The following is a 21,196-nucleotide window of genomic DNA, read 5'->3' on the forward strand; positions in this document are numbered from 1 at the left end:
AGAACTGATGACCGACACAACAATTCAGCAGACGCCGGAGCGTTCGGCGCTGCTCAATGCAGATCTCGCGCCCACCGCGGAGGGCAAGGCCACCTGGCGCTCGTGGGATCTGTTCTGTCTGTGGATGACCTCGGCACACAGCCTGGGTAGCTACACCTTCGCCATCGGCATGCTCGCCCTGGGCCTGTCCGGGTGGCAGACGATGCTCGCGCTGTTCGTCGGCGTGCTCGGACTCTGGTTGGGCTCCAACCTGATCGGTGTCGCCGGGCAGAAGGTGGGCGTACCGTTCCCGGTGTTCGCCCGCGCCACCTTCGGCATCTTCGGCGCCAACATCCCCGCCCTGCTGCGCGGACTGGTCGCGGTATTCTGGTACGGCATCCAGACCTACCTGGCATCGCTGGCGGTGATCGTGCTGATCGTGCGCATTTGGCCGGGCATGGAATCGTGGACCACCGGTGGTTTCCTCGGGCAGAGCCCGCTGGGCTGGATCACCTTCATGGTGCTCTGGGCGGTGCAGTTGCTGGTGCTCAGCTACGGTATGGAAATCGTCCGCAAGGCTTCGGATTTCGCGGGACCGGTGGTGTGGATCGGCATGATCGCGCTGGCCATCTGGATGCTCGAACAGGCCGACTGGAGCATCAACTGGCATGCGCGCGTCGGCGACGTGTTGTCGCTGCCGAGTACCATCGCCGCCTTCGTCGCCGTCGCCTTCCTGATGATCGCCTACATGGCCGGCCCGCTGGTCAACTACGCCGACTTCGCACGGTTCGCGCCGTCGAAGAAGGCGATCAAACGCGGCAACGCCCTGGGCATCCCACTCAACGAGACGGCATTCGTGGTGCTCTCGATCATCATCTCCTTGTGCTCGCTCAAGGTGTTCGGCGACGGCACGCTCGACCCGGTGGCGCTGGTGTCCAAGATCGACTCGAACGTCGTCGTGGTGATCGCCGCGGTGTTGTTCGCGATCGCCACCGTGGGCATCAACATCGTGCTGAACTTCGTCTCGCCGTCCTATGACATCAGCAACGTCGCGCCCAAGTACATCTCGTTCCGGACCGGCGGCATCATCACCGCGGTGCTCTCGATCGTGGTGTTGCCGTGGAAGGTCTGGGGTAGCGAGACCGCGATCGTGTACTTTCTCGGCGGTGTCGGTTCGTTGATGGGCCCGGTGTTCGGCATCCTCATCGTTGACTACTACCTGCTGCGCAGGGAGAAGACGAAGGTCGCCGATCTGTATTCGGTCGACCCCGACGGTGCCTACCACTTCACCCGGGGATTCAACCCGGCCGCGGTGGCGGCACTGGTGATCTCGGGTGTGGTGGCCGCGCTGGTGGCGCTGGTGCCCGAGTCGCAGAACATCACGGCGTTGAGCTGGCCGGTCGGCGCGGCGCTCGGCGCGATCCTGATGCTGGTCCTGAGCCGGTTCACCGGTGCGGGTCGGGTCGCGGGTCGCTCGACCGCCGACGTCCCGGTGGAGTCCGAAGTCGGAAGCGAGGTCACCGGCTCACAGGCGTGAGCCGCTGCGGCACCATCGTTCTCAGGCCCGCGTCCCCGTCGACACCTCGTCGTCGGCGACGCGGGCCTTGCCGGTGATCACGGCGTCGCCGAACACCACCGCATCGCCACCGACGTGGGCCTCCCCACTCACCTGGGCATTCCCGTGAACCCGTGCGCGCCCGTCGATCACGGTGCTGCCGCCGATGGTGGCCGCTCCGGAGATCCGGACGTGCCCACGCACCCGCGCATGACCGCCGACCCGGCAGTTCTCGGACAGGATGGCGTACTCGTCGACCAGTGCGTTCTCGGCGACCCGGCTGTGGCCGCAGACACGGGCGTTGCCGATGGCGCCGGCGTCGCCGTCGATGACCGCCTCCTCGTACACCCACGCGGTGCCCGATACCCGTGCGTGCCCGATGATCTCGGCATCACCTGAGATCCGGGCGCCGCCCGAGACGACGGCGTCGGCGAACACCGATGCATTGCCGTCAACCCGTGCGGTACCGCGGATCTCGGCACGATCGCCGACGAAGGCGTTGTCGCGGACGGCGGCATTGTCGGCGACCCGGGCCTCGCCGACCACCCACGCCTGGTCGCCGACCCACGCCTGATCGACGACGTTGTCCGCCGAGGCGACCCATCCGCCGAGATCACCTGCGCTCACCCGGTGTTGGGGGAGATCGCGGGTCGCGCGAATCCGGCGGAGCGCCACGGTGTGCGAGGTGCCCGAGAGTGTGTAGGTGAATTCCTGTGCCGCACCGACGAATTCGATGTGCGAGGGCACCAGCGTCGGTATCGAACCCGACGAGACCTGGGTCTGGGCATAGGCGTCGGCGGGCGAAGGCGCAGGTGGCGTCGCAGTGACCGACACCGGTGCAGGTTTCGCCGGCGTCGGAGTCGACAGGGCCACCGACAGTGCGTGAACGAACTCCGCGCACGATGGGTACCGCTCGCCGGGGGTCTTCGCGAGGGCGCGCAGGAAGACGGGGTCGATGGCCGGCGACAGGTCGGGACGCATCGCCGAGATCGACGGCGGCGGATCGACGAGGTGTGCCTTCATGATCGTCGCGACGGTGGGCCCCTGGAACGGTTTGCATCCGGTCAGCAGTTGGGCGGCCATACACGCCAGGCTGTACTGATCGGATCGGCCGTCGAGCTCGTGGGCCGAAAGTTGTTCGGGCGAGCAGTAGTCGAAGGTGCCGATGAACGTACCGGCCGCGGTGAGCCCGTCGTCGGCACCGATCTGACGCGCGATGCCGAAGTCGCCGAGCAGGGTCTGGTCGATCTCGGTGTCGATGAGGATGTTGCCGGGTTTGACGTCGCGGTGCACGATGCCGCGGCGATGCCCGAAGTCCAGGGCGCGGGCGGTGTCGCGCAGCACGGCGAGCACGGTCGGCACCGGCATGCCCTGCGGTGCGTCGGCGACGAGTTGGGCGACCGACGTGCCGCGCACGAGACGCATGCTCATCCACAGCAGTCCGTTGTCGTCACCGCAGTCATAGATCGACACGATGTGCGGATGTTCGAGGGTCGCGGCGAGGTGCGCTTCGCGTCGGAACCGTTGGCGGAATCCGGGGTCGGCCGATACCGAGGCGTTGAGCACCTTGAGCGCGACCATGCGCGGTAGCCGCGGGTGATGGGCGGCGTAGACGGTACCCATGCCGCCTTGTCCGAGGATGTCGGCCACGCGGTATCCGGCGATCTGTCGCTCACCGGATCGTTGCATTCCCCGCGCCTCCACTGCATCGAGCACCGCACTTGTTGTCGGCGCGCGCCGCTTTTTCCCGCCGCACCGCCGTGCGTGACGTTAGCACCGGTATTGCGGAGAATGCGTGCTCGAGCGGGGGAGATGACACCGATCGAATGAGCACACCATTCCAGTGAGCGACTGTGCCGATCATGCAGCGGCGCCGCCCGGAAGAGTTCCGGGCGGCGCCGCTGGGGAAGGGTTGATGGGGCAGGGACGTCAGCTCGCGTCGGACGAGCCGTCGGTGATCTCGATGCGCCGGGCGACCGCGGGTGCGGCCTTGGTGAGCTCGAGACGCAGGACGCCGTCGGTGAGGGTGGCCTCGACCTTGTCGGCGTCGACCTCGCCCGGTACCCCGAGGCGGTAGTCGAACTTGCCGGTGCGTCGGGTCTGATGGCGTACCTCGCCGGTGCGTTCGACCTCGGTGGTCTCACCGTGCACGTGCAGGACGTTGTCGTCGAGTTCGACGCTGATGTCCTCACGCTTGATGCCCGGCAGCTCTGCCTCGACGATGTAGGCGCTCTCGGTCTCCTCGACGGTCACCGCCGGGGTCCACGCGTCGGCGAACCGCGTGGGTTCGAGTCCGGCGAAGGCGGTGTCGAAGAAGTCGAGCAGTCCGCGGTTGTCCTCGAACATCCGGAACGGGCTCAAGAACGGGGTCGCGGCGCGACGGGCGGGAACGAGACGGCCGTTGGTTGCCATGATGATCTCCTTTGACTCGGGGGTGCTCCGTGTGGAGCAATCTTATGTCAAGTTGAGCGCACCACTATCAAGTTTTATTCCCGTCGGCACCAACTGACATCGCCCCTGGTCAACGGACGTTCTGGTCGATGAACTCGGTGGTGTACAGCTGCGAGGCGGGCAGGGTGGCCGGCAGGTTCGCACCCGTCTTGTTCAACACCGGGATCAGCTCGTCGATCGAGGTCTGGGCCTTGGTGAGGTCGTAGCCACCCCAGACGCCCGCGGAATCCGGACCGATCACGCCCTTGTCCTTGAGCAGTTGCGCCGAGTAGGCGGCCTCGCCCTTGCTGTAGGGGGTGAACGCGACGTCCTGGCTGACCCAATCGGTGATCGTGGTGTTGATGGCCTCGGGTGCGGAGACATAGTCTTTGCCGGTCTGCTGGATCATCGGGACCAGCTTGGTCAGGCAGGCGCGCAGTGAGTCGAGTTTGTCGGCGCGCACGGTGACGTTCGAGGCGTACACGTCGTAGCCCGCGTCCTTGACCATCGCGTACGCGACGGGCTTGTCCCAGGACGGCGTCTCGTGCTCGTAGGTGTACGGCTCGGAGTTGGCGAAGCCCTGCTGTGAGATGGTCGGGTCGCCGACGAAGCGGGCCGGGGCGCCGTCGTATCCGGTGTCGAGCTGACTCTGTTTGAGCAGGCCCTTGGCCACCAGCCACTGCGGGAAGACCTGGTCCTTGGACACCACGACGGTTGCGTCGGAGCGGCCGATGTCGGCGATGGTCTTCCACGTCGGATGTGCCTTCGGGTCCCACATGAGGATCGACGGGTTGTACTGCAGCAGCGGTGTCACGCCGACGACGCGCTGGGCGGTCGCCGCCGAGACCATCTGATCGCCGTGCACCAAGCCGAGATCGATCGAATCGTCGGAGTACATCACCGAGGGCACCGATTGGAATCCGATCGCCGGCCCGCCGGCGCGCAGGGTGATGTCGACGCCGGTGTCCTTGCCGTCGAAGACGAGCGGGCCGGTGGCCGACTTCTGATCGGTGTTGACGCTGTAGCCCGGGCCGAGCAGGCCGATGACGCCGGCCATGTCGGATTGTGGCTGCCACTGGAGTTGCACCACAACATCTTTCGGGCACGATGCGGCGAGGTTGTACTGCGGAGGTGCGGGCGGAAGGCTCGACGCGGCGCCGGAGGTGCTCGACGAGTCGGTGCAGCCGGTGATGGCCGCGAGGCACGTGGCCACCGCGGCGGTGGCCACGGCGGCGCGGAGGGAAACGGTCGGGATTCGCAAGGGGTGCTCCTGGACTGGTTGGACCGAATGAACTGGGTGGAACGGATTGCATGTAAACGTAGGGCACGACGCCGTGTGGGGCCACTTGGCTACATGTAGTCGCCGCTGACCGTCCCTGATCCGTCAGAACGTCCACTGAGCTGGTAATAGTCTGGATTCGAACTGGTGGAGCCCACCAGTATGGGGCTGTGCGACACACAGAATTCACAGAGGGTCACGCGATTGCAATACATGTAATCAAGAATCATCACCACGCAGCCGATGTGGTCGCTACATGTAACGCGACCGCATCTCGACCTCGTCCACCCGCCAACTCGCCGGCCCAGCACCAGGAGCGCCCATGAGTCTCATCGACACCGTCAACGAGCCGGACGCCCGGCACCTGCGCAAGGGAGTGGTCATCTCGGTGGCCGGGGCGAGTAAACGATTCGAGTCCGGGACCGAAGCGCTTGCCGAGGTCGATCTCGACATCGCCACAGGCGATTTCGTCGCCGTGGTCGGTCCGTCGGGCTGCGGTAAGTCGACGCTGCTGCGGATGGCCGCCGGTCTCGAGTCGCCGACCTCTGGCAGCGTTGCCCTCGCCACCGACTCGGTCGGCGTGATCTTCCAGGAACCCACCCTGCTCGGGTGGCGTTCGGTGCAGGCCAACGTCGAGCTGTGTGCCGAACTCGCCGGAATGCCCAAGGTGCAACGCAGATCCCGCGCCGCCGACGCCATCGAGGCGGTTGGGCTCACCGGGTTCGAGAAACAGCTGCCGCGCATGCTCTCCGGCGGTATGAAGATGCGGGTGTCGTTGGCGCGCATGCTCGCCAAGGACCCCGAGGTGATGTTGCTCGACGAGCCGTTCGGCGCGCTCGACGAGATGACCCGCCTCGACATGCAATCGGAGTTGCTGCGGCTCTACACCGCACACCGATTCACCGCGATGTTCATCACCCACTCGATGTCGGAGGCGGTGTTCCTGGCCAACCGGGTCATCGTCATGTCCGCGCGGCCCGGCCGCATCGTCGCCGATCTGCGCATCGACTTCCCCTATCCGCGCGACCCCGAACTGCGATTCGACCCGGCCTTCACCGCTCACGTGGCCGAGGTCTCCACAACCTTGCGAGGTGCATGATGACCCTGACAAGCGCTGTCCCGAAGAAGAACTCGCCCCCGAAGAAGAACTCGGCCCCGAAGAAGAACTCGGCCCCGAAGGAGAACCCGGCCCCGGCGACGGATTCCGCCGCGGTGCCGCGCGCGGCGTCGCCGGGAACTGCGGCCCGCGCCCGCAAGGTCCTGGCGATGGTGGCACCCCCGGCGCTGTCGTTCGGTGTCGGGATTGCCCTGTGGTACCTCGTCAGCTACCAGATCCTGAGCCCTGAGCGACGATTCCTGCTGCCCCCACCGCATCAGGTGCTGACCACCTCGCTGCTCGACAAGGCCCACGTCGCCCCCATGCTCGACGCGCTGCTCGTCACCGCGCGGGTCAGCCTGGTGGGATTCGTGGTGGCTGCGGTGCTCGGCGTGGGCATCGGCGTCGTGATGAGTCGCGGGGCATTCCTCGAACGCGCCATCTACCCGTGGGCGGTGGTGGCCCAGGTGATCCCGGTGCTGGCCATCGTGCCGCTCATCGGATTGTGGTTCGGCTACGGCATGACCGCCCGAACCATCGTGTGCGTCGTCATCGCGATCTTCCCGATCATCGCCAACACCCACTTCGGGCTGATGTCGGTGGACCGCGGAGCCCACGAACTGTTCACCCTGTCGCGCGCATCGATGCCCGCCCGGCTGTGGAAACTCGAACTGCCCTCGGCACTTCCGGCGATCATGACCGGTTTCCGTACCGCGTCGGGTCTCGTCGTCGTCGGCGCGATCATCGGCGACATGTTCTTCGCCAAGGGCCAGCCCGGCATCGGCACCCTGCTCGACATCTACCGCTCGCGACTGCAATCGGAGGATCTCATCGCCGCGATCATCCTCGCGTCGCTGTTCGGGATCGCGGTGTTCGCCGTGTTCAGCGTGCTCAATGCGCTCGTGCACCGGCGCCGCTGATCAGACCCGCTCACATCCCACTTCCGAAAGAGGCTCACCATGTTTCACGTCCCCGTCATCGACATCTCCGCGTACCGGGACCCGCACGCCGACCCGTCGGCGCGTGCCGAGATCGCCCGCGCCCTCGACGAGGCCTGCGCCGGAGTCGGTTTCATCCAGATCGTCGGCCACGGCGTCGCACCGGAGGTGATGACCGGCCTGGCCGACGCACTCGACGAGTTCTACGCCCTGCCGCTGGAGGTCAAGAAGCGCTACACCCGGGCGGGGGAGAATCGCGGTTACAGCCCGCCCAAGAGCGAGTCGCTGAGCATGAGTCTCGGTGTGGCCGCGGCGAATCAGATGAACGACTTCTACGAGGCGTTCACCGTCGGCTCCGAACGTGACTGGTATCCGGGGGTGTCCGGGCTGCCGGTGGCGAGCTATCCCGACAACACCTGGCCCGACGCGGCACCGGGGTTCCGGCCGGCCGTCGAGCGGTGGTTCGACGAGGCGCGCACCGTATACCGGATCCTGTTGCGCGCGTTCACCGATGCGCTCGGTCTTCCCGACGGGTACTTCGCGTCGATGGTCGACCACTCCATCGACGCGCTGAAGATGAACAACTACACCCTGCCAGAGGGGGAGATCGAGCTGATCGGTGAGCTCACCGGGATGGGTGCGCACACCGACTTCGGCATCCTCACCGTGTTGTGGGCCGATCAGGTGCCCGGGCTGCAGGTCCTCGACCACGATGGCGTCTGGCACGACGTCGAGCCCGCCGACGGTGCGCTCATCGTGAATCTCGGCGACGCGATGGCACGCTGGACCAACGACCGGTGGCGTTCGACGATCCATCGCGTCGATCCGCCGGTTGTCGACGGTCGTATCCTGCGCCGGCGTTCGGCGGCGTTCTTCTTCGACGGCAACCACGACGCCGTCATCGAGACCCTGCCCGGATGTGCTCGCACCGATCAGCCCGGATACCCGCCGATCACCATCGCCGACAACATCAATGCCAAGCTGGCCGGCATGAAGTCGGGGATCGCACCGCAGGGTGCCGAGCGGGAGGCGGCGCGCGTCGGCGCGGCACGCCCGGCGTGAGCGCCGATTACGCTGCTAGACGATGAGCGTCGACAACAGCGATGGGGCACTGCTGACCCAGGCCGTCCTGCGTCGGCTGCGCGACGAGATCTTCGACGGGACGATGGCCCCGGGGACGCCACTGAGCGTGCCCGGGCTCGCCACCCGGCTCGAGGTGTCGCGCAGCCCGGTGCGCGAGGCGGTGCAGCAACTCGTCGTCGAGGGTCTCGCCGAATACACTCCGCGCGTCGGGGCCAAGGTCGCGGTACTCGACGAGGACATGCTGCGCCAGGTGTTCGAGGTTCGCGAGGTGCTCGACGGCCTCGCCGCCCGGCAGGCCACCGCCCGCGTCACCTTCGCCGACCTCGAGATCCTGTGGGAGCACGTGCGCCGTCAGGAGGAGATGCTCGACAGTCCCGCCGACCATCGGCGCGACGCCGAACTCGACCTCGACTTCCACACCGCGGTCCGTACGCTCTCGGGCAACAAACCGCTGTGCGACGCCCTGCTCAAACTCGACACCCAGTCGCACCTGTACCGCTCGGACATGTGGGCACTCGAGGTCAACCGCCGGCTCGCGGTCACCGAACACCGCCGGATCGTCGCCGCGCTGGAGGCCGGTGACGCCGACGGCGCGCAGCGCGCCGCATGCGCGCACGCGGCGGGCGTACTGGTACGGCTGTTGCGGTCCTGACCGCGCGCCGGTTCGTGCACAATGGCGGGTCATGACCACCGACATCCCCGGCGAGTCGCTCGACGAACTCCCACCGACGCAGTGGGCCGGCCACCCCAACACCCTTGCCGGTGTAATGGGTTGGGCCGCAGGTGTGTTGGGTGTCGGTCCGCAACCGGTTGCGTCGATGCCGCAAGTCGCGGCCGCCGACGTCGTACTGCTGCTCGTCGACGGTCTCGGTGATCGGCTGCTGCACCGGCATGCCGATGTCGCGCCGACGCTGTCGGCGCTGCACGCCACCACTCTGCGGGCCGGGTTCCCGGCCACCACCGCCACCTCGATCACCAGCCTGACCACCGGTACCGCATGCGGCCTGCACGGCATCATCGGTTACGCGTTCCGGCCCGACGACCATTGCCGCACCACGGGTCCGCGCCGGATGCTCAACGCGTTGCGCTGGACCATGGACGCCGCCGACGGACCATCGGCCATGGCCACCTATCCACCCGATCTCGTCGCCCCACTCGCCGGTGCGCTCGCCGGACTCGCCGAGCACGGGGTGTCGATCAGCTACGTGATGCCCGGGGAGTTCCGCGGAACCGGCTTGACCCAGGTGGCCTTCCGCGCCACCGGACGCCATCTGGCCGCCAATACACCCGACCTCGTTCGTGAGGGTGTGGGCACCGCGCTGGCGCAGCGGTCGGGTCGACGGGGCTTCGTCTACGCCTACCTCTCCGACCTCGACGCCGCCGGACACCGATACGGCCCCGGCTCGGAGGAATGGGTGCGCACCCTGTGCACGGTCGACGCGCTCGTCGCCGACCTGGTCGCCGATCTGCCGGCCGACGCCGTGCTCGCGGTCACCGGTGATCACGGCATGCTCGCCGCGGGCCGGCGCGTCGACCTCGACGCGGACCCGCTCTGGACGGCCGGGGTGGAGATGATCGCCGGGGAACCGCGGGTGCGCCACCTCTATGTCGCCGACGGCGCCCGCGACGACGTCCTCGCCACCTGGACGGCCGAACTCGGCGCCGAAGCCCGCGTCGTCACGCGCGAGCAGGCCGTCGACGAAGCGTGGTTCGGCATCGCGGTCGACCCGGACATCGCGCAGCGGATCGGCGACGTCGTGGCCGTCGCCCGCGACCGCACCGTGCTGGTCCGCGGCGACGTCGAACCGCTCGAGGCGAGGATGATCGGGCACCACGGCGCGTGGACCGCCGACGAACAACTCGTGCCGCTGCTCGTGGCTCACGGTTGACGGGTCCGACCAGACCTTGCACTCGCCATGGTCGAGTGCTAAAACGGACGTTGGCACTCACGGACCGTGAGTGCCAGGTCGGGACGGTGAGATCGGTTCCGAATGACACACCGGTCGTCCGTCGCGGGCACCGAGTCCGGCCATAGATACCTGGTGTCACCCCCTATCGGAGGATCACTTACCCATGGCCAAGCAAATCGCGTTCGACGAAGAGGCCCGCCGCGGCCTCGAGCGGGGCCTCAACAGCCTCGCCGACGCTGTCAAGGTGACGTTGGGCCCCAAGGGTCGCAACGTCGTTCTGGAGAAGAAGTGGGGCGCCCCCACCATCACCAACGATGGTGTCTCCATCGCCAAGGAAATCGAGCTCGAGGACCCGTACGAGAAGATCGGCGCGGAGCTCGTCAAGGAAGTTGCCAAGAAGACCGACGACGTCGCGGGTGACGGCACCACCACCGCCACCGTGCTCGCCCAGGCGCTCGTGCGCGAGGGTCTGCGCAACGTCGCCGCCGGCGCCAACCCGCTCGGCCTCAAGCGCGGCATCGAGAAGGCCGTCGAGGCCGTCACCGAGTCGCTGCTCAAGAGCGCCAAGGAGGTCGAGACCAAGGAGCAGATCGCTCAGACGGCCGGCATCTCCGCGGGCGACGCATCGATCGGTGAGCTCATCGCCGAGGCGATGGACAAGGTCGGCAAAGAGGGCGTCATCACCGTCGAGGAGTCCAACACCTTCGGGCTGCAGCTGGAGCTCACCGAGGGCATGCGCTTCGACAAGGGCTACATCTCGGGCTACTTCGTGACCGACGCCGATCGTCAGGAAGCCGTCCTCGAGGACCCCTACATCCTGCTCGTGTCGGGCAAGGTCTCGACCGTCAAGGACCTGCTGCCGCTGCTGGAGAAGGTCATCCAGGCCGGCAAGCCGCTGCTGATCATCGCCGAGGACGTCGAGGGCGAAGCCCTTTCGACCCTGGTCGTCAACAAGATCCGTGGCACCTTCAAGTCCGTCGCCGTCAAGGCCCCGGGCTTCGGTGACCGTCGCAAGGCCATGCTGGCCGACATCGCCATCCTCACCGGTGGCGAGGTCATCAGCGAAGAGGTCGGCCTCTCGCTCGAGGGTGCAGGCGTCGAGCTGCTCGGTACCGCCCGCAAGGTCGTCGTGACCAAGGACGAGACCACCATCGTCGACGGCGCCGGTGATGCCGACGCGATCGCCGGTCGCGTGGCGCAGATCCGCACCGAGATCGAGAACAGCGACTCCGACTACGACCGTGAGAAGCTGCAGGAGCGCCTGGCCAAGCTGGCCGGCGGTGTTGCGGTCATCAAGGCGGGCGCGGCCACCGAGGTCGAGCTCAAGGAGCGCAAGCACCGCATCGAGGACGCCGTCCGCAACGCGAAGGCTGCCGTCGAAGAGGGTATCGTCGCCGGCGGTGGCGTGGCCCTGCTGCAGTCCGAGCCGGCCATCGACGCACTCTCGCTCGAGGGTGACGAGGCCACCGGCGCCAACATCGTCAAGGTTGCGCTGTCGGCTCCGGCCAAGCAGATCGCTTTCAACGCTGGGCTCGAGCCGGGCGTCGTCGCCGACAAGATCCTCAACTCGCCGAAGGGCACCGGCCTCAACGCCGGCACCGGCACCTACGAGGACCTGCTCGCCGCAGGCATCAACGACCCGGTGAAGGTCACCCGCTCGGCGCTGCAGAACGCAGCCTCGATCGCGGCGCTGTTCCTCACCACCGAGGCCGTCGTCGCCGACAAGCCGGAGAAGAACCCGGCCCCGGCCATGCCGGGTGGCGACGAGATGGGCGGCATGGGCTTCTGAGCCCGGTCTCCCTCTGACGCACGACAGTACGAAGGCCGGTCACCCCACGGGGTGGCCGGCCTTCGGCGTTGTCTGCCGCGCGTGGCCGGAATGCCGGCCCGATGACGACGGTTGAACCGCTCGTGAGTTCAACGATCCCCGTCGACGTGTGGTCCGACATCGCCTGCCCGTGGTGCTACATCGGGAAGCGGAAGTTCGAGGCCGGTCTCGCCGAATCCGGTCTCGTCGATCGCGTCACCGTCACCTATCACAGCTTCGAGCTGGCCCCCGACACCCCGGTCGACTTCGACGGCACCGAGGTCGACTTCCTCGTCGGCCACAAGGGCATGCCGCGCGATCAGGTCGGGCAGATGCTGGCGCAGGTCACCGCGATCGCCGCCGAGGCGGGCCTGACCTACGACTTCGACGCGCTACAGCACACCAACACGCTCAAGGCGCACGAACTGCTGCATTTCGCGAAAGCCCAAGGGCGCCAGCTCGACATGGCCGAACGACTCTTCCGCGCGTACTTCACCGAGGGCCGGCATGTGGGACGGGCCGCCGACCTCGCCGATCTCGCGGCCGACATCGGACTCGACCGCGACGCCGCGCTTCGCGCCCTGACCGACGGCACCTACACCGACGCCGTGGCCGCCGACATCGCGCAGGCCCGTGCGTACGGCATCAGTGGCGTCCCGTTCTTCGTGATCGACGGACGTTACGGTCTCTCGGGCGCGCAGTCGCCGGAGACCTTCGCCGACGCACTGCGCACGGTGGCGCGGGAGCGCGCCGATGCCTGAGGAGTCACGCGTCGACGAAGAAGGCGAGACGCACAACGAATCCGCCGCCCCTGCACACGGGTTCGCCATGCTCGGTGGGCACGGGGCCGTGTGCAGGGACGGCGTCTGTGAGATCCCGACGGCAGCAGGCGACGAGTCGGGCGCCCGACGCGCAGTCCTGGGAACCGACCGCTGAGCCCTACGGCTCGATGAGAACCTTCATTTTCTTCCCGGCGTGCAGTGCGTCGAAGCCCTCGGTGACGACGTCGTCGATCGGCACCGTGGTGACCCAACCGGTGGTGTCGTAATGCCCGGCCGCCATCAGTTCGATGACCGCGTCGAAATCGGCGGACGTATAGCCCAGTGAGCCCTGCATGCGGGACTCGCCGAACAGCAGGCTGAGCAACGGGGTCTCGATCGGCTTCTCGTAGACGGCGACACAGATGAAGGGCGAACGTGCTGCCAGACATGCCAATCCGGTCGCCACGGTCGCCGTGACGCCTGCGGCGTCGAACACCGCGTCGGCACCACGGCCGTCGGTGTCCTTCGCGATCACCGCGATGACGTCGTCGGTGGTCGGATCGAGCACGCGCGCACCGAGAGCGGCGATGGCCTCGCGACGCGGCGCCGATGGCTCCACGACGGTGACGTCGGTGAGCCCCAGCCCTCGAAGGGCGTACCACAGTCCGATGCCGATGGGACCGGCCCCGAAGACGAGGGCGTGATCGCCCGGGCCGACCTCACCGAGGCAGGCGGCGTGGTAGGCCACCGACATCGGCTCGACCAGTGCGCCGAGTTCCAGCGGCAGATCGTCGGGCAGCTTGTGCAGCATGTGAGTGGGTACGACGGTGTACTCGGCCATCCCGCCGTCGGCCATCAACCCGTGGAAGCCTATCTGGGCGCAGGTGTTGTAATGCCCGCTCGTGCATCGGTCGCACGTGCCGCAGGAGTAGATGGGCTCCACAGCAACCCGGTCACCGACTGCGAATCCCTGGACATCCGAACCGATTTCGGTGATGGTCCCAGAGAACTCGTGGCCCAGGATCAGCGGTGCCTGCTGCCCGGTCAGCGGGTGCGGTTCGGTGGGGATGTTGAGGGGGCCGGCATAGTATTCGTGGAGATCCGACCCGCAGATCCCGTTGAATCCCACCTTGATCTTGACCTGGCCGGTCGAGGGCGTCGGTTCGTCGGCATCGACGATCTCGACGTGTTGTTGTCCGTAGAACATTGCTGCGCGCATGATGTTTTCCTGCGATTCGGTTTCTCGGGAGATGGGGGAGTGTGGGGGTCACGCACAGTTGAGCTGTGCGAACTCGCCGCGATGAAAGATCAACGGCGCCACCGAACTGTCGGCGGTGAGTTCGGACACCCGGCCGTGGACGACGACGTGATCGCCGCCGTCGCCGATCGATGCGACCTCGGCCTCGATCCAGGCGCAGGCGCCCTCGACGCGCGGTGCGCCGTTGTGGCCGGGCGCCCATATGACACCGGCGAACTTGTCGCCGCCGGAACGGGCGAAGCCGAGTGCGAGGTCGGCCTGATCGTGGCCGAGGACGTTCACACAGAATCGTCCGGCAGCCTCGATCCGCGGCCAGGTCGTCGACGTCCGGGCAGGCAGGATCAGCACCATCGGCGGGTCGAGAGACAGGGACGAGAACGACTGGCAACAGAATCCGGTGGGACCCTCCTGCGTCATCGCGGTCACGACGGTCACCCCGGTGGGGAAGTGCCCCAACACATGTCGGAAATCCTCGAGGCTCATCGGGCCACCTCGCCGACCGGTGCGTCGAGGACGTCGCGACGGATCTCGCGTTTGAGGAGTTTGCCGGAGGCGTTGCGCGGAAGGCTCTCGACGAAGTGGATCTGCTTGGGCACCTTGTATCCTGCCAATTGTTCGCGGGTGTGCGCGATCAGCTCGGCCTCCTCGACCTCGCCGGAACGCACCACGAAGGCCGCGATCGCCTCGATCCACTTCTCGTCGGGGACACCGATGACCGCCACCTCGGCGACCGCCGGATGGGTGTAGAGGGCATCCTCCACCTCACGCGAGGCCACCAGGATTCCTCCGGTGTTGACGACGTCCTTGATGCGGTCGACGACGGTGACGTAGCCTTCCTCGTCGATCGTGACCAGGTCACCGGAATGAAACCAGCCGTCGCGGAAGGCTTCTGCCGTTGCGGTGGGATTGTTCCAGTAACCGTCGCACAATTGCGGCGAGCGGTAGACGACCTCACCGCTGTCTCCCGGTGCCACGTCGTTGCCGTCGGTGTCGACCACCCGTAACTCCACGTTGAGCACCGGAAGGCCGCACGAGGCGGGCCGGGCGGCATGGCCCTCGGGCCGCAGAACGGTTGCCAGCGGACCGATTTCACTCTGCCCGAAGGCATTGTAGAAACCGAGATCCGGCAGTCGCTCCTGCAGGCGCGCCAGCACGGGAAGCGGCATGATCGACGCGCCGTAGATCGCCTTGCGCAACGACGAGAGATCGCGCGTCGCCAGATCCGGGTGCTGCGACAACGGAACCCAGACCGTCGGCGCAAGGAAGATCGACCCGATCCGCTCGGACTCGATCAGACGCAGAACCGTGGGAACATCCGGGGCCTTGATGAGGCGATTGGTCGCGCCGATGGCGATGTAGGGCATCATCAGGACGTGCATGCCGGCCGAGTGATACAGCGGCATGGCATGCAACGGGTTGTCGTCACGGGCGTAGTCGAGTGCCTCGATGGACGAGAAATACTCGTGGATCAGCGCCCGATGCGACATCATCGCGCCCTTGGGGCGCGAGGTGGTCCCCGAGGTGTAGAGCAGTTGCACCAGATCGGTGTCGGCGACCTCGGCGTCGACGACCGGGACGGTGCCGGACGTCGAGGACTCCAGCAGTGCGTCCGGACCACCGTGTAGCGGGCTGTGTGCCACCGACGACGCCGCGCTCACATATGTCGTCAGATCCGGATCGACGAGTACCAGTGCGGCGCCCGAATCGTCGATCAGATACCGCAATTCCTCACCGGTCAGCGCATAGTTGACCGGGACGTGGACGAGGCCGGCGCGTGAGCACGCCAGGAACGCCACCAGATACGCATCCGAATTACGGCCGTAGGTGGCCACCCGATCGCCGTGGACGAGCCCCCGCGACAGCAGGGCATGCGCCGCGCGGGTGACCATGTCGTCGAGTTCGGAGTAGGTCCACGAACGCTCGTCGAAGACGATCGCCGTGACGTTCGGGTAGCGCCGTGCGGTCCGCCGCAGAATCGCGTCGACGGTACTGGATCGCAAGTCAGTCATGATGGGAGACAACTCTTTCCATAGAATTTCCAGACCTGGGTTGCCGTGGGATCGCTCGGTCGGCCGGTCAGCGGGCCTGCGTCTCCTCCTGGTACTTCTGCGTCATGTGCTCGACCGCCTTGAGCTGGGCCTGTGCGTGGGATTCACGCACGGTGCGGGCGTGCTCGGCGGCGTCGACGGTCGGCTGGTACTGGCCCTGGAAGTGCGGGACCACATCGCGCATGAAGATCTCGTACGAGCGTTTGGTGGCGGCGACGTCGGCCCAGTCATGGCCCATCAGCAGCATCGAGCCGAATCCGCCGGACTGATCGACCAGACGCTGGACCTGGGCGCGCGCCTGTTCGGCGGTGCCGATGACGCCGATCCCGGCATTGTTGATGAAGTCGATCATCTCGCGAAGGTTGCTGCCCGACACCGCCATCTGCGGGAAGGCGGCGATGTGCTGGAAGTACTCGAACCAGTGCTCGATGCCGTATTCGACGTCGCGGTAGGCCTGCTCCTGCGTTTCGGCGATGTGGAACGGACCGACCAGCCGCCAGCCGGAGCGATCGACCTGTGCACCGGAGTGGGCCGCGCGCTCGTTGACGACGTTCCAGTGATGGGCCAGGGCGTCGAAGCCGTCGGGGGTCAACGTCGCGCCGATGCTCAGTAGTCCGAGCCCGTAGGTGCCGGCCAGGCGGGCGCCGGTCGGCGAGGCGACCGCGGCGACGGCGACCTCGATGTCGGAGTACGGGCGCAGCTGCAACCGGGCGTCGATCAGCTCGTGGGTGATCGTCTTCTCCGTCACCGTCTCCCCGGCGAGGAGCCGGAGGATGATGCTGAGGTTGGGCTCGAGGATCTCCCGCGTCTGAATGGGATTCAGGCCGATCATCGCCGAGTCGGTGGGCAGGGATCCGGGACCGACGCCGAGCATCACCCGGCCGCGGGTGAGGTGGTCGAGCAGCACCATGCGATCGGCGACCCACAGCGGGTTGTGGTAGGCGATCGAGGTGACACCGGTGCCGAGCTTGATGTGCTTGGTGCGCTCGGCCGCGGCGGCGATGAAGATCTCCGGCGACGCGACGATCTCCGATCCCGCGGAATGGTGTTCGCCGATCCACGCCTCGTCATAGCCGAGCCGATCGAGATGTTCGATCAGTTCGAGATCTTGTGCGAGGGCGAGCGTCGGGTTCTTGCCCGGCTTGTGGACCGGTGCGATGAAGGTTCCGAACTTGAGTCGAGACACGAGACTTCCTCCGAGTGTGGCCGGCGTCGAACGGTGGCCGGGCTGTAACCAGGCTCACACCGGCCGGCGCGCCGCGATATTCCACGAAGGTGGAGTTGTTCTGGGCCTGTTCGGGGAGTCGTGCGCACGTGTGGCGTGCGCTGCGGCGTGATCTACGCCCCTCACGGGGACATTCCTGACCGAAAATCGCCGGCTCACACGCGACTTTCGGGCCGGGCTCAGCCCAGGCAGAGGGCGAGCTCGGTCCGGGACCGGCAACCGGTGACGGCCAGGATCTGGCTCATGTGTTTCTTCACGGTGTCCTCGGCAACCACCAGGACGGCCGCGATCTCGGCGTTGGTGAGGCCCTGCGCGACCAACTGCGCGACCTCCTGCTGACGACGGGTCAGTTTCGTCAGGGCCGGTGCCCGATGCTCGGGCAGGTGGCGGGCGATGGCGGCGAGTTGCTTGCCCAGCAGTCGCAGCACGGCCATGTCGGCCTTGGGCGGGTGGGCCTCGTGCGAGAACAGGCCGATCAGACTGTGCCCACCGGGATGGCGCAGATAGATGGTCCGCACGCCGTCGAGGTCGGAATCACGCAGGCGTGCCAGATAATCCCGCGTGGGTGTGGGTAGATCCTTGAGCTCATGGGCCGACAGGGCCGCGGTGCGGGCGAGGATCGCGTGAGCCTCGGGGAGCCGGAACACGTCGTCGTAGCGCAGACCGGCGTGATAGATCCGGAACAGCGGCAACATCCGGCCCTGAAGTACGGGCTGCGGATCGTCGAAGAGCGCATCGTAGGTCGGTCCGGTGAAGCAGGTGGTGTTGCGCAGATCGAACCGGGTACCGAGGGCTTCGTGAAGTTCGCCGGTGAATTCGGTCAGTGATTCGGCGTCCTGGACGCGTTCGAGGACGCCGAAGATCCGGTCGTAGTCCTCGACCTCGAGATGGGTGTGATCACGTCCTGTGGAGCGTGCTCCGGGCATGCCCTACCTCCTCGACACCGCCGACGCTGGCGACGATCCTAGCCCGGGCCGCGTCCTGCTGAGACCGGATTCGCCGATCTCACCGCAACCCTTATCGGCGGGTCGTCCAGAAATCGAGCTCCAGCTCGTCGTCACTGTCGACGGTGCGGTACTTGGCGAAGTCGGTGACGCCGTTGGCGGAGAGCACCTCGTCGTCGATGTAGCACTGGCCGGTGGCCGCGGACGGGTCCTTCGACAGGATCGCGTACGCGGCGTCGGACATGATCTCGGTGCTGCGGCTGCGGGCGATCAGTTTCTCGCTCAGGATGTTCCGCACGGCCGCGGTGCTGATGGTGGTGCGCGGCCACAGGCAGTTCGACGCGACGCCGTCGGCGGCCAGTTCTCGTGACAGGCCCAGGGCGACGATCGTCATCGAGAATTTCGACACGGTGTAGGCGGTGCCGATCTCGTCGAACCAGTGCGGCTCCAGGGAGATCGGCGGTGACAGGGTAAGCACATGCGCGTGGTCGGACTTGCGGAGGTGGGGGATTGCGCTGCGGGACAAGGAGAATGCGCCGCGCGCATTGATGTCCTGCATGAGATCGTAATGCTTCATGTCGATCTCGGCGGTCGCCGTGAGGTTCAGTGCACTCGCGTTGTTGATGACGATGTCGATTCCGCCGAAGCGTTCGGCGGTCGCGGCGACGGCGTCGGCGACCTGCTGATCGTCACGGATGTCGCCGACGATCGGCAGTGCTTGTCCGCCGGCCTCTTCGATGGCCTGCGCCGCGGTGTAGATGGTGCCGGGAAGCTTCGGATGCGGCTCGGCGGTCTTGGCCAGCAGGGTGATGTTGGCGCCCGCGCGGGCCAGCCGGACCGCGATGGCCTCACCGATTCCACGGCTGCCGCCGGAGATGATGGCGGTGCGTCCTTGCAACGTCTTCTCGGATGCGGTCACGGGTGGGTCCTCTCGGTGGGGGTGCTCGACGCCCATGGACAACTGAGCGATCGATCGGTCACGATAAGGGTGCCTGTTGGTCATGTGCCTGTCAATACTGTGATCAGACACCAGAACCGGCGACCGTCACGGCTGTGCCGGGAGCACATTTCACCGCGAACTGTTCGGCTTATCCGAACAATGTGGGTCGAGCCTGCTGACTACGGGCGTGCACCGACGAGATTGAGGGCGTACCGGGTGTAGAGCGCGGCGATCCGCTCGGGGGTGTCGGGACCGTCGGGGTCGTACCAGTCGGCGACGCCGATACACAGTCCGACGACCGCGCGGGAGGCGTCACGGGGGCGCGGGGCGCCGAACCGGCCCTGCGCGGCGGCGCGATCGACCTCCGTGTCGAACATGCGCTGCAGCGTGACTCGCCGATCGGCGATCCGGCGCCGGTTGGGTTCGACGAGGCTGCGCATTTCGGTGGCGCCGAGAAACGACAACCGTCGACGGTAACTGTGATACAGGACAAGGCTTTCCACCATGAGGGTGAAGGCGCGCACCGGGTCGCCGCCCGCGTCGTCTCGCGCTCCGGCCGCGCGATCGAGCAGTTCGGTCATCGTCTGGTCGAACAGATCGACGAGCATGGCCTGCTTGCTCTCGTGATGGTGGTACAACGATGCCACCGACAGCCCGGCGGCGTCGGCGATGTCGCGGATGGAGCACCCGTGATATCCCTTGGCCACAATGCAACTCAGCGCCGCATCGAGAACGGGGTCGGCGACCTCGGCACCCCCGAAATCGCGCCACGCCCGTGAGGTGCCCGCGTCATCATCGGTGTTCGCGGGCTCGTCGAAGGCGGGCGGGGGGCCGTCCTCGAGCAGTGTCGAGGGGTGGATGCCCAGTGCCGCGGCAATGGTCTCGAGTCGTTCGACACTGATGCCCGTCCGCTCGTTCTCGGTGGCGCTCAGCGTCGCGGGGCTGATCCCGATCCGGCGGGAGAATTCGCGCAGCGACACCCCGCTCGTCATGCGGGCGCTGCGGATTCGGGCGCCGGGGTGACGTCCGGAGGGGGAGTGCTCGACCACGGCGTTCAGGATATCCGAACAGGAGATGAATTCCCGGACGCGCTCGATGCTTCGGCGGGTGCCGGTTTGGGATACTCGTGCGATGACCTCGTCGCCGGGTGCTCCCAGTCCCGTCCAGACCCTGCCCAACCTGCGTGATCTCGGCGGGTGGGCGACCGCCGACAATCGGACGGTCGGGTCGGGACAGCTGTACCGGTCGACGGACTTCTCCGCCATGGCAACCGCCGACCTGCCGCACCTCGAAGCGCTGGGCCTGCGCACGATCTACGATCTGCGCTCGGCCACCGAGCGGAAAGCGTTGCCCGATCCCCAACTCGACGATGTCATCGACATCCACCTCGACGTGCTCGCCGACGCGGCCATGGCGATCCCGGCCAACATCGGGGCCTTCCTGTCGGATCCGAAGACGGTGGCGATGGCCGGTCAGCAACTGTCCGACGGCAAGGCCCGGAACCTGATCGCGGGCACCTACCGGGACCTGGTGTCGCTGCCCAGCGCGCGCTCGTCCTACCGGTCCTTCTATCGCGGGCTGCTCGGCGAGCATCGAGCGCCCGCGCTTTTTCACTGCACCACCGGCAAGGACCGGACCGGCTGGGCGGCGGCATCCTTTCTCGCCTTGATGGGCGTGGCGAAAGACGATGTCTACCATGACTATCTGCTGACCAACGAGCGCCTCGTCCCGGCCCTGCGACCGATCTTCGACGACTTCGCCGCCGCCGGTGGCGATCCCGACCTACTGATTCCGGTGCTCGGGGTGGATGCCGCCTACCTCGACGCGGCCTTCGCAGAGGTGGACTCGACCTACGGCGGGATCGAGGGATATTTCAGCCGCGGCCTCGAGATCGGTGTCGAGGACCAACGGCGGCTCCGGGAGTACTTCCTGGACTGAGGTCG

At 66.9% G+C, this 21,196-nt stretch carries 20 protein-coding genes; 10 read left to right on the top strand and 10 right to left on the bottom strand.

Features of this window, described 5'->3' with window-relative positions; translation table 11 throughout:
• The first annotated feature begins 7 nt into the window (after window positions 1-7).
• Window positions 8-1,516 carry an NCS1 family nucleobase:cation symporter-1 gene (locus GOPIP_RS24185; RefSeq protein ID WP_006372481.1) on the top strand — a complete coding sequence of 503 codons (1,509 nt, stop codon included), beginning with the start codon at window positions 8-10 and terminating at the stop codon, window positions 1,514-1,516.
• Between the two features lie 21 nt (window positions 1,517-1,537).
• Here GOPIP_RS24185 and GOPIP_RS24190 read toward each other — a convergent pair whose 3' ends face one another.
• The 3 genes from GOPIP_RS24190 to GOPIP_RS24200 form a co-directional block, all read right to left on the bottom strand.
• Complete coding sequence (locus GOPIP_RS24190; RefSeq protein ID WP_244421211.1) at window positions 1,538-3,250, bottom strand: protein kinase domain-containing protein; 1,713 nt, start codon at window positions 3,248-3,250, stop codon at window positions 1,538-1,540.
• A 213-nt stretch (window positions 3,251-3,463) separates the two neighbouring features.
• Complete coding sequence (locus GOPIP_RS24195) at window positions 3,464-3,946, bottom strand: Hsp20/alpha crystallin family protein (RefSeq protein WP_006372483.1); 483 nt, start codon at window positions 3,944-3,946, stop codon at window positions 3,464-3,466.
• A 109-nt stretch (window positions 3,947-4,055) separates the two neighbouring features.
• Complete coding sequence (locus GOPIP_RS24200) at window positions 4,056-5,225, bottom strand: hypothetical protein (RefSeq protein WP_006372484.1); 1,170 nt, start codon at window positions 5,223-5,225, stop codon at window positions 4,056-4,058.
• A 340-nt stretch (window positions 5,226-5,565) separates the two neighbouring features.
• Between GOPIP_RS24200 and GOPIP_RS24205 the strand changes: the two genes are divergently transcribed.
• The 8 genes from GOPIP_RS24205 (at window position 5,566) to GOPIP_RS24240 (ending at window position 13,013) form a co-directional block, all read left to right on the top strand.
• Entirely contained in the window at window positions 5,566-6,342 is a 777-nt protein-coding gene (locus tag GOPIP_RS24205; RefSeq protein WP_006372485.1) for an ABC transporter ATP-binding protein, read from the top strand.
• Entirely contained in the window at window positions 6,339-7,259 is a 921-nt protein-coding gene (locus GOPIP_RS24210) for an ABC transporter permease (RefSeq protein ID WP_035728799.1), read from the top strand. Before GOPIP_RS24205 ends, GOPIP_RS24210 begins: the two co-directional genes overlap by 4 nt.
• A gap of 39 nt (window positions 7,260-7,298) precedes the next feature.
• On the top strand, window positions 7,299-8,339 hold the full coding sequence (locus tag GOPIP_RS24215; protein WP_006372487.1) for an isopenicillin N synthase family dioxygenase: 1,041 nt from the start codon (window positions 7,299-7,301) through the stop codon (window positions 8,337-8,339).
• Window positions 8,340-8,361: 22 nt separating this feature from the next.
• Complete coding sequence (locus tag GOPIP_RS24220) at window positions 8,362-9,012, top strand: GntR family transcriptional regulator (RefSeq protein WP_006372488.1); 651 nt, start codon at window positions 8,362-8,364, stop codon at window positions 9,010-9,012.
• A 31-nt stretch (window positions 9,013-9,043) separates the two neighbouring features.
• Window positions 9,044-10,249 carry an alkaline phosphatase family protein gene (locus GOPIP_RS24225; protein ID WP_006372489.1) on the top strand — a complete coding sequence of 402 codons (1,206 nt, stop codon included), beginning with the start codon at window positions 9,044-9,046 and terminating at the stop codon, window positions 10,247-10,249.
• Window positions 10,250-10,433: 184 nt separating this feature from the next.
• The gene (gene groL / locus GOPIP_RS24230) at window positions 10,434-12,059 is read left to right on the top strand and encodes a chaperonin GroEL (protein ID WP_006372490.1); all 1,626 of its coding nucleotides are present in this window, start codon (window positions 10,434-10,436) and stop codon (window positions 12,057-12,059) included.
• A gap of 122 nt (window positions 12,060-12,181) precedes the next feature.
• Window positions 12,182-12,838: a DsbA family oxidoreductase gene (locus tag GOPIP_RS24235; protein ID WP_425558242.1), complete on the top strand. Its 657-nt coding sequence runs from the start codon at window positions 12,182-12,184 to the stop codon at window positions 12,836-12,838.
• On the top strand, window positions 12,831-13,013 hold the full coding sequence (locus GOPIP_RS24240) for a hypothetical protein (protein WP_035728802.1): 183 nt from the start codon (window positions 12,831-12,833) through the stop codon (window positions 13,011-13,013). Before GOPIP_RS24235 ends, GOPIP_RS24240 begins: the two co-directional genes overlap by 8 nt.
• A 3-nt stretch (window positions 13,014-13,016) precedes the next feature.
• On the opposite strand, the gene GOPIP_RS24245 is transcribed toward GOPIP_RS24240, so the two are convergent.
• From GOPIP_RS24245 to GOPIP_RS24275, 7 genes are all read right to left on the bottom strand, one after another.
• A complete protein-coding gene (locus GOPIP_RS24245) occupies window positions 13,017-14,057 on the bottom strand; it encodes a 2,3-butanediol dehydrogenase (protein WP_006372492.1) in 1,041 nt (346 codons plus the stop codon).
• A 48-nt stretch (window positions 14,058-14,105) separates the two neighbouring features.
• Window positions 14,106-14,579, bottom strand: a complete 474-nt coding sequence (locus GOPIP_RS24250) for a flavin reductase family protein (protein ID WP_006372493.1) — start codon at window positions 14,577-14,579, stop codon at window positions 14,106-14,108.
• Window positions 14,576-16,105 (bottom strand): fatty acyl-CoA synthetase, encoded by a 1,530-nt coding sequence (locus GOPIP_RS24255; protein ID WP_006372494.1) that lies wholly within the window; start codon window positions 16,103-16,105, stop codon window positions 14,576-14,578. The genes GOPIP_RS24250 and GOPIP_RS24255 overlap by 4 nt, the downstream gene beginning before the upstream one ends.
• Before the next feature lie 67 nt (window positions 16,106-16,172).
• A complete protein-coding gene (locus GOPIP_RS24260) occupies window positions 16,173-17,330 on the bottom strand; it encodes an LLM class flavin-dependent oxidoreductase (protein WP_006372495.1) in 1,158 nt (385 codons plus the stop codon).
• A 218-nt stretch (window positions 17,331-17,548) separates the two neighbouring features.
• Window positions 17,549-18,295, bottom strand: coding sequence for a helix-turn-helix transcriptional regulator (locus GOPIP_RS24265; RefSeq protein WP_006372496.1), 747 nt, complete (start codon window positions 18,293-18,295; stop codon window positions 17,549-17,551).
• A 91-nt stretch (window positions 18,296-18,386) separates the two neighbouring features.
• Complete coding sequence (locus GOPIP_RS24270; RefSeq protein WP_020172367.1) at window positions 18,387-19,268, bottom strand: SDR family oxidoreductase; 882 nt, start codon at window positions 19,266-19,268, stop codon at window positions 18,387-18,389.
• Window positions 19,269-19,432: 164 nt separating this feature from the next.
• Window positions 19,433-20,302 (bottom strand): TetR-type transcription factor C-terminal domain-containing protein, encoded by an 870-nt coding sequence (locus GOPIP_RS24275; RefSeq protein WP_006372498.1) that lies wholly within the window; start codon window positions 20,300-20,302, stop codon window positions 19,433-19,435.
• Window positions 20,303-20,384: 82 nt separating this feature from the next.
• On the opposite strand from GOPIP_RS24275, the gene GOPIP_RS24280 reads away from it, so the two are divergent.
• The gene (locus GOPIP_RS24280) at window positions 20,385-21,191 is read left to right on the top strand and encodes a tyrosine-protein phosphatase (RefSeq protein WP_006372499.1); all 807 of its coding nucleotides are present in this window, start codon (window positions 20,385-20,387) and stop codon (window positions 21,189-21,191) included.
• Window positions 21,192-21,196 lie beyond the last annotated feature (5 nt).

This window comes from Gordonia polyisoprenivorans NBRC 16320 = JCM 10675, from assembly GCF_000241325.1.
GTDB classification, from domain to species: domain Bacteria; phylum Actinomycetota; class Actinomycetes; order Mycobacteriales; family Mycobacteriaceae; genus Gordonia; species Gordonia polyisoprenivorans.